Here is an 8,117-nt window from a genome sequence, read left to right as displayed (position 1 = left end):
GATTCTACCATTTGATTTAATAAATTTATTACTTTACCAACATTATTTTCATAATACTTTCCTGGATCAAGTACTGATTCCCCAACTTCTATAAAAGCAGCAAAGTGCATTACTATATCAATTTTCTCATTTTCAAATACTTCTTTTAATTTATCTCTATCTCCTAAATCACCTTCTATCAATTTAACATCTAAAATTTCAGAAACTTCTCTATGTCCTTTAGATAAATTATCATATATTATTACGTTATATTTTGCATCTTTTAACATTTTTACAGTATGTGAACCAATATAACCAGCTCCACCTACTACTAAAACATTTTTCATTTTATCCTCCTTATTATTCTACACTAAATATATATTCTATTTCTTCATAATATGGAGAAACAGGTGTAGTAAGCTTAGAATCAAATTCTTCTATATTTATACCATTTTGATAATTTTGTGCTTCTAGTGCTATACCCATATATCTTGTATTTTTATTTACATTATCAAATGGAATAACATCATCAAGATAATTACCAGTATATACAACTAACACATTTTGACTTGTTTTAAGAAACATCTTTATTCCAGAACTTTTAGAATAAAGAGTTGCATCAATTCCATCTTTATTAAGTACAAATCCATGATCTATAGCTCTTGTAATATTAAACTGATTAGAACCTTTATCAATATTTTCTTTAATTATAGTTGGTTTTTTAAAATCAAAAGCACTATTTTTTACATCTATTAATTTCCCATTAGGTATCATATTAGATTTAACTTCACAAAACTTATCTGAATTTATCATCAAATATTGACTATCTCCATTTTCACTTAAATTACCAGATAAATTGAAGTAAGAGTGATTAGTCATATTTACATATGACTTTCTATCACTCGTTGCATAAAACTCAATTTTTAAAGTTGATTTATCATTTATAAAGTATCTAATATAAAATTTCATATTTCCTGGATGTCCGGCTTCTAAATTCTTCCAAGAATATGAAAGTTCAACACCTTTCATATCCTTGTACTCAATTTCTTCAACCTCAAATACTTTTGATGTTAATCCACCTTTACCACCATGATTAGCGTGCTCACCTGAATTAATTTCTAAATTATATTGAACATCATTTATTTTAAAAATACCATTATCTATTCTACCTGATGTAGGTCCTATTATTGCTCCAGCATAACTTGGATCTGATACATATTTTTCAAAAAAATCATAACCTAAAACAACATTTACTTTTTCATTTTTTTTATTTTTAGTTAATATTTTATTAATTATCCCACCTAAATTTAATATATGTACTTCAAAATCATTATCATTTTTAAGTATATATCTATATATATCTTTATTTTCATATTTACCTAAATATATACTTTCTACACTAATCATAATTTTCTTGCCCCATCACCTATGTTAGCTATATAAAAATCAGCAACAAGTCCTGTCTTTTCAGTATATTTTCTTCCTACATTTTTTATAAAATCATCAACTTTATCTTTTTTCACTATACTTACACTACATCCACCAAAACCTGCACCTGTCATTCTAGAACCTATTGTTCCTTCTTCTTCCCAAGCAGCTTCTACAAGTGAATCAAGTTCAATACCTGTTACTTCGTAATCATCTCTAAGAGATACATGTGAAGCATTCATCAATTTTCCAAATAACTCTATTTCTCCTTTTACTAATGCTTCTTTAGCTTGTAAAGTTCTTTGATTTTCATATACTGCATGTTTAGCTCTTCTTTGTCTTACTTCAGATTTTATAAGATATTTATTATCTTCAAATTGTTTTTCAGATAATTCACCAAGTGATTTAATATCAAGCTTAGTTTGTAATTCTGCTAATGCTTCTTCACATTCTGCACGTCTTTCATTATACTTAGAATCTGCAAGACCACGTCTCTTATTAGTGTTTGAAATTACTACATATTCATCTTTTAAAACTATAGGAACTAATTCATATACTAATGTGTTACAATCTAGTAATATTGCTTTATCTTTTTTCCCAAATCCTACTGCAAATTGATCCATTATACCTGAATTAACACCTATGAATTCATTTTCAGTTTTTTTCCCATATTTAACTATATCTAAAACTGATATATCAAATCCAAATTCATGTTTTATCATTGTTCCTATAACCATTTCAACTGATGCTGAAGATGAAAGTCCAGCACCATTTGGTATATTCCCTTCAAGTAATACATCAAATCCATGTAATATATCGTATCCTCCATCTATAAATGCTTTAAACATTCCTTTAGGATAATTTACCCAATCATGTTCCTTAACATTTTTTAAATTAGTTATATCAAATTCAATTATACCTAATTTTTCAAAATTAGTAGAATAAAATCTACATTTTTTATCTTCTCTTTTTGCTACAAGAGCTGTAGTTCCCTTGTCTATTGCGCAAGGGAATACATTTCCTCCGTTATAATCTGTATGTTCTCCAATTCAATTCAATCTCCCTGGTGTGAAAGACCTATTTTTCCATTTTTTTTCACCTATGATTTTCTATTAATTTCTCTTCTTATATTTTAACATATCTATACCAACAGCAACTATTATTATTAAACCTTTAATTATATATTGCCAATAAGGATTTACACCTATATATGTTAATCCATAGTTTATCATAGTAAATATTATAACCCCAGTAACAACTCCAGAAATTTTTCCAACTCCTCCTGAGAATGAAACTCCTCCAACAACGCAGGCTGCCATCGCATCTAATTCATAAAGGTTACCTAAGTTATTTGATGCAGATCCAATACGAGCTGCTTCTAAGAATCCACCCATAGCATACATAACACCTGCTATTATATAAACTATTATTAAAGTTTTAGTAACATTAACTCCTGATACCTTAGCGGCTGCAGGATTTCCTCCTACTGCAAATAAGTTTTTACCAAATATTGTTTTATTCCATACAATCCACATAACCACTATAGCAATAACTGCATATACTATTAATTTAGGGAAATGGAAACTTCCTACATGGAAACTACTAACTATTGAACTATATCTTTCACCAAAACCAGCAACTGGAGTAGAACCTGTATAATCATAGTATAAAGAGTTAGCCCCATAAGCTATAATCATCATACCCATAGTAGCAACGAAAGGTACTATATCAAATTTTGATACAAGAATTCCATTTACTCCACCTATAATTCCACCTATAATCATAACAAGTAATAAAGTAATTAAACAAACAAATAAAGTAGGATCTTTATCAAAACCTAATGCTTTACCTATATTAGACATAAATCCAGTAGAATTCATAAATTTATATATTCTATTAGGATTTGCAAGTGATTGTAAAAGTGTAGCTGAAATTAATCCTGCTATACCTATTTGACGCCCAGCTGAAAGGTCTGTTCCTTGTGTTACTATAATACCTGCTATACCTAAGGCTATTATCATTTTAACAGATGATTGTTGTAAAATATTTATTAAATTTCTGAAACTTAAGAATGAACTATCTTTCATTATTATTAATATAAATAATAATAATAAAACTATATATATTCCTCCATTTATTAAAAAATTCTTAGTTTTTTTTACTGTTTCTCCATCAAATTTAATTTTGTTTAATTGAGATTTGTCCATTTTTTCCTCCTATAAATACATAGCTGTTAATTTCAAGATTTCTTCTTGATTAGTATCTTTTGTATTAACAATTCCTGCTATTCTACCATTACTCATTACTATAATTCTATCAGTTATTCCTAATAATTCAGGCATTTCTGATGAAATCATAATAATTCCTTTATTATTCTTTGCAAGATCTATCATCAATTGATAAATTTCAAATTTAGCTCCAACATCTATTCCTCTTGTTGGTTCATCCATCATTAATATTTCAGGTTCTGTTAATAACCATCTTCCTATTATTACTTTTTGTTGATTACCTCCAGATAATGAACCTATACTTGTACTTTGACTAGGTGTCTTAACTTTCATTGAATCTATTACCCATCTTGTATCTTTACTTGTCTTAGCATCACTTAATAAACCAAATCTAGAATATTTTTTCAAATTAGATATTATTGAATTAAATTTAATATCTAACATAGCAAATATACCAGTTGAACGTCTTTCTTCAGTTATCAATGCCAACCCATTTCTAGTAGCTTCATTAGGTGATTTTATTTTAACTTCCCTACCATGTATTTTTATGCTTCCTTCATAATTACCTCTAATACCAAATATTGTTTCTACAATTTCAGTTCTCTTAGATCCTACTAATCCTGCTATACCTAAAATTTCACCCTTATGCAAATCAAAACTTACATCTTTAATATCTTTAGTAGTTAAACCTCTAACTTCCATTATTGTATCACTTGGCTTACTGTCTTTATCAGGGAATCTATTACTTAAATCTCTTCCAACCATCATATTTATTATTTGATCAGTTGTTAAATTTTCAACTTTAGAAGTTGAAACCCATTGACCGTCTCTAAGTATTGTTATTTCATCACAAATTTCTTTAATTTCTTCCATTTTGTGAGAGATATATACTATACCTATTCCACTTCCTTGTAATTTTTTAACTATTCTAAATAAATGATGTACTTCATTTTCAGTTAAAGATGAAGTTGGTTCATCTAATATCAATACTTTAGAATTATATGATACAGCTTTTGCAATTTCAAGCATTTGCATTTGAGAAACACTCAATGTTGCAACTTTTGCACGTGGATCAACATCTATATCTAAATCATCAAATATTTTCTTAGTGTCTTTATACATTTTATCTTCATCAACTAATCCATGTTTTGTTGGATATCTTCCAAGCCAAATATTATCCATAACATTTCTTTGAATAACTTGATTTAACTCTTGGTGAACCATTGAAACTCCATGTTCAAGAGCATCTTTAGAATTTAAGAAACTAATTTCTTTTCCTTCTAACTTAATTTCACCTTCATCTTTTTTATATATCCCAAATAAACATTTCATCAATGTTGATTTACCAGCACCATTTTCACCCATTAAAGCATGAACGCTGTTAGGTCTTATTCTTAAATTAACTTTATCTAGAGCTTTAACTCCTGGAAATGATTTAGAGATTCCACTCATTTCTAAAACATATTCAAAGTTTTCTTTACTCATTAATTTTTCACCTCTTTTTAGTGAAAAAGCCACTATAACAGTGGCTTTTTTCATTTTTTTATTATCTTACAAATTCTTTATAGTTATCTTTGTCAACACCAACGTAAGGAACTCTTACTGCTTTATCCACTAATTTCCAATTTGTTCCTTCTACTGGGTCTTTTCCATTTAATATATTATTAGCTAATTGTAATATAGCTAAAGCTTGGTTTTTACCATCATTTAATACTGTACCACTTAAAGTACCTTTTTCAATTAAAGTTAAAGCTTCAGGTATAGCATCAACACCATATATTGGTAACATTACATTATGAGCTTTCATAGCTTCTATTGCACCTAATGCCATTCCATCATTATTAGAGATTATAACTTCAACTGCTGCACCTTTAGGTCCTGATAAGAATGAATCAATTTTATCTTTAGCTATTGCTGCATCCCAGTTAGCTGCATCTTCATAAAGTTTTTCAGTCTTAATTCCAGCTTCATTTATTGTTTTAACTGAATATTCAGTTCTTGCAACTGCATCTGGATGTCCTGGTTCCCCTATTAACATAGCATATTGTAATACACCGTCACCATTTTTATCTAATTTAGGATCAGCTTTCCATTGTTTAACTATTGTGTTACCTTGGAATATTCCTGATTCTTTAGGATCATTTCCAACATAGTAAGCTTTATCATAACTATTTAAAGCGTCAACACCTGGATCTTTATTAAATAAGATTATAGGTATATTTGCAGCTTTTGCTTTATCTATAATTTGTTGTCCTGCACTTGGATCTACTAAATTTATAGCTAATAAGTTTACACCTTTAGAAATTAAAGTATCAACTTGGTCATTTAATATAGCTTGTGAATTTTGAGAATCATTCATTGATAATTCTAAATTTTTGAATTGTTCAGCTTGAATAGCTTCCATATCTTTTCTCATTCCAGCTATAAAGTTATCATCGTATTTGTACCATGTAACTCCTATTTTAAAGTTTTTAGCACCTTCTTCAGCCTTAGCTTCAGTTTTGCCACCACATGATATTGCAAAGAATACTAAACCTAGTACCATAAACAAACTCATTAATGTTTTTTTCATTTTCCTCACCTCTAAATAAAATTATATAATAAAATTGTTTTATTATCCTATTTACTAATTAACTTTTTACCTATAAATAGATTTTCTATTATTAGGTTAATTGCAGCATATTTTTCAACTATATTTCCATACTGCGTAGTTAATATATTCACTCTATTACCAAAATTTAAAGTTAAATTATCATAAATTCCTTTTTCAAAATTAGTAATAAATAATTTCTTAGCTTCAAGTATACTACCAGCGATTATAATATTCCCTATATCTAATATATTAAGAACATTTCCTACAACCCTTCCTATTTCTCTACTTGAATTCCCTACCACACTTTTATATGGTTCATCTCCATTTTCAGCTTTGCTAAATAAACTTTCCGAATCACCATTATATAGTGGTTTTTCATTTTTTTCTAATTCCCAGTTAATTTTTTCTTTGATTATAGAAGCCGAATTTTCTGCTTCTAAACAACCATATTTACCACACTTACATTTATGATTAGATTTATAATCTATAACATAATGACCTATTTCTCCAGCACAATGACTTTCACCTTCAAATACTTCGCCATTTATCATAAAAGTAGAGCCTATACCGTCTTTGACATATAAATACATAGCATTTCTTATACCCATTTTTTTCAATCTAAATACTTCAGCTCTCATCATACTTCTAACATCATTATCAACTATAACAGGTATTCCATATTTTAATTCAAAATATTCTTTCAAATTCAAATTATTCCATTTTAAATGTGGTGAAAATACAGATATACCTTTTTCTCTATCTACAACACCATTTATTGAAAGACCTATACCTATTATTTGATTTTTGCTATATGTATCAATCAATCTTTGTATTTCATCTGATAATAACATTTTTAATTTTTCAGATGTTTTAAATTGAAATGTTTTTCTAACAGTTTCAATTATATCTCCATCTAAATGTGCAATAGAAACATCTATAAATCCTGCACCAAAATTAACTGCTATTATCTTTCTATATTTTTTATTAATTTTCAATATCTTTCTAGGTCTTCCACCAGTTGAAACTTGCTCTCCTTCTTCTACTATCAAGTTTAACGAAACTAATTTTTTTACCATCTTAGATATTGCTGCGGGTGATAAATCTAAATATTTAGTCAATTCTGTTCTACTAATTTCCTTATTACTGGAAATCAATTCTAAAACTTCATAATCTGTTGAATTTAATTTTTTCATATCTCATCCTTAATATAGTATAGCTAGAAAAATAAAATAAAACCTTTTTTTTTTATATTTTATATCCAACTTTTTTAACCTAAATCCCAAAAGCTTAAAATAAAATGTCTTTTATCATTATAATAACACAAAAAAACTTTTTTTACTATTTTTTATTTTTTATAAAAAAGATTTAAAATATATACATAATAATTAAAAAAAGTGAAAACATAATTAATTAAAAAATTTATTAAAAACAATTTTCTTAAATTGAAAAAATAAAAAATTAAGTGTATAATATCTATACTATAATATATAAAGAGGGAGAGATTTATTTGAGTATTTTAGATAATTTAAATGACATGCAGAAAAAAGCTGCTGAAATATTAGAAGGACAAACACTTATACTAGCTGGTGCTGGAAGTGGTAAAACAAGAACTATTACTTTTAAGATTGCACATATGATTAAAGAAAAAAATATTAATCCTAAAAATATATTAGCTCTTACTTTTACAAATAAAGCCGCTAAAGAAATGAAGGAAAGAGCTGAAAGTCTTATAGGTTCTAATACAGATATATTTATTACTACTTTTCACTCTTTTGCATTAAGACTTCTAAGAATATATTCTGAAAGAATAGGATATGGAACAAATTTTAATGTATATGATAGTAACGATCAAAGAAGTATAATTAAAAAAATAATAAAAAAATATGATT

Annotated in this window: 7 protein-coding genes and 1 pseudogene; 1 reads left to right on the top strand and 7 read right to left on the bottom strand. The window is 27.3% G+C overall.

Going from position 1 to position 8,117, the window contains the following annotated elements; all coding sequences use genetic code 11:
- The 7 genes and pseudogenes from ACWYO2_RS03760 to ACWYO2_RS03730 form a co-directional block, all read right to left on the bottom strand.
- Positions 1–326: NAD-dependent epimerase/dehydratase family protein (locus ACWYO2_RS03760; protein WP_455515162.1), on the bottom strand; the 326-nt coding region annotated here is incomplete at its 3' end.
- A gap of 13 nt (positions 327–339) precedes the next feature.
- On the bottom strand, positions 340–1,386 hold the full coding sequence (locus tag ACWYO2_RS03755; protein ID WP_455515161.1) for an aldose epimerase family protein: 1,047 nt from the start codon (positions 1,384–1,386) through the stop codon (positions 340–342).
- Positions 1,383–2,513, bottom strand: a pseudogene (locus ACWYO2_RS03750) (galactokinase). Before ACWYO2_RS03750 ends, ACWYO2_RS03755 begins: the two are co-directional and overlap by 4 nt.
- A gap of 6 nt (positions 2,514–2,519) precedes the next feature.
- Positions 2,520–3,614: a galactose/methyl galactoside ABC transporter permease MglC gene (gene mglC / locus ACWYO2_RS03745; RefSeq protein WP_455515160.1), complete on the bottom strand. Its 1,095-nt coding sequence runs from the start codon at positions 3,612–3,614 to the stop codon at positions 2,520–2,522.
- Between the two features lie 9 nt (positions 3,615–3,623).
- A complete protein-coding gene (gene mglA / locus ACWYO2_RS03740; RefSeq protein WP_455515159.1) occupies positions 3,624–5,120 on the bottom strand; it encodes a galactose/methyl galactoside ABC transporter ATP-binding protein MglA in 1,497 nt (498 codons plus the stop codon).
- Positions 5,121–5,181: 61 nt separating this feature from the next.
- Complete coding sequence (gene mglB, locus ACWYO2_RS03735; RefSeq protein ID WP_455515158.1) at positions 5,182–6,207, bottom strand: galactose/glucose ABC transporter substrate-binding protein MglB; 1,026 nt, start codon at positions 6,205–6,207, stop codon at positions 5,182–5,184.
- A gap of 47 nt (positions 6,208–6,254) precedes the next feature.
- Complete coding sequence (locus ACWYO2_RS03730; protein WP_455515157.1) at positions 6,255–7,421, bottom strand: ROK family transcriptional regulator; 1,167 nt, start codon at positions 7,419–7,421, stop codon at positions 6,255–6,257.
- A 314-nt stretch (positions 7,422–7,735) separates the two neighbouring features.
- Between ACWYO2_RS03730 and ACWYO2_RS03725 the strand changes: the two genes are divergently transcribed.
- Positions 7,736–8,117: UvrD-helicase domain-containing protein (locus ACWYO2_RS03725; protein ID WP_455515156.1), on the top strand; the 382-nt coding region annotated here is incomplete at its 3' end.

The organism is Pseudostreptobacillus sp. (genome assembly GCF_977040545.1).
Note: the sequence above shows the minus strand (reverse complement) of the source record. Positions and strands in the feature narration are given on the sequence as shown.

What these genes read in the sequence shown, in the direction of transcription:
- ACWYO2_RS03755 (WP_455515161.1), bottom strand. Translation starts at nt 1,386, where the DNA reads ATGATTAGTGTAGAAAGTATATATTTAGGTAAATATGAAAATAAAGAT.
- ACWYO2_RS03730 (WP_455515157.1), bottom strand. Translation starts at nt 7,421, where the DNA reads ATGAAAAAATTAAATTCAACAGATTATGAAGTTTTAGAATTGATTTCC.
- mglC (WP_455515160.1), bottom strand. Translation starts at nt 3,614, where the DNA reads ATGGACAAATCTCAATTAAACAAAATTAAATTTGATGGAGAAACAGTA.
- mglB (WP_455515158.1), bottom strand. Translation starts at nt 6,207, where the DNA reads ATGAAAAAAACATTAATGAGTTTGTTTATGGTACTAGGTTTAGTATTC.
- mglA (WP_455515159.1), bottom strand. Translation starts at nt 5,120, where the DNA reads ATGAGTAAAGAAAACTTTGAATATGTTTTAGAAATGAGTGGAATCTCT.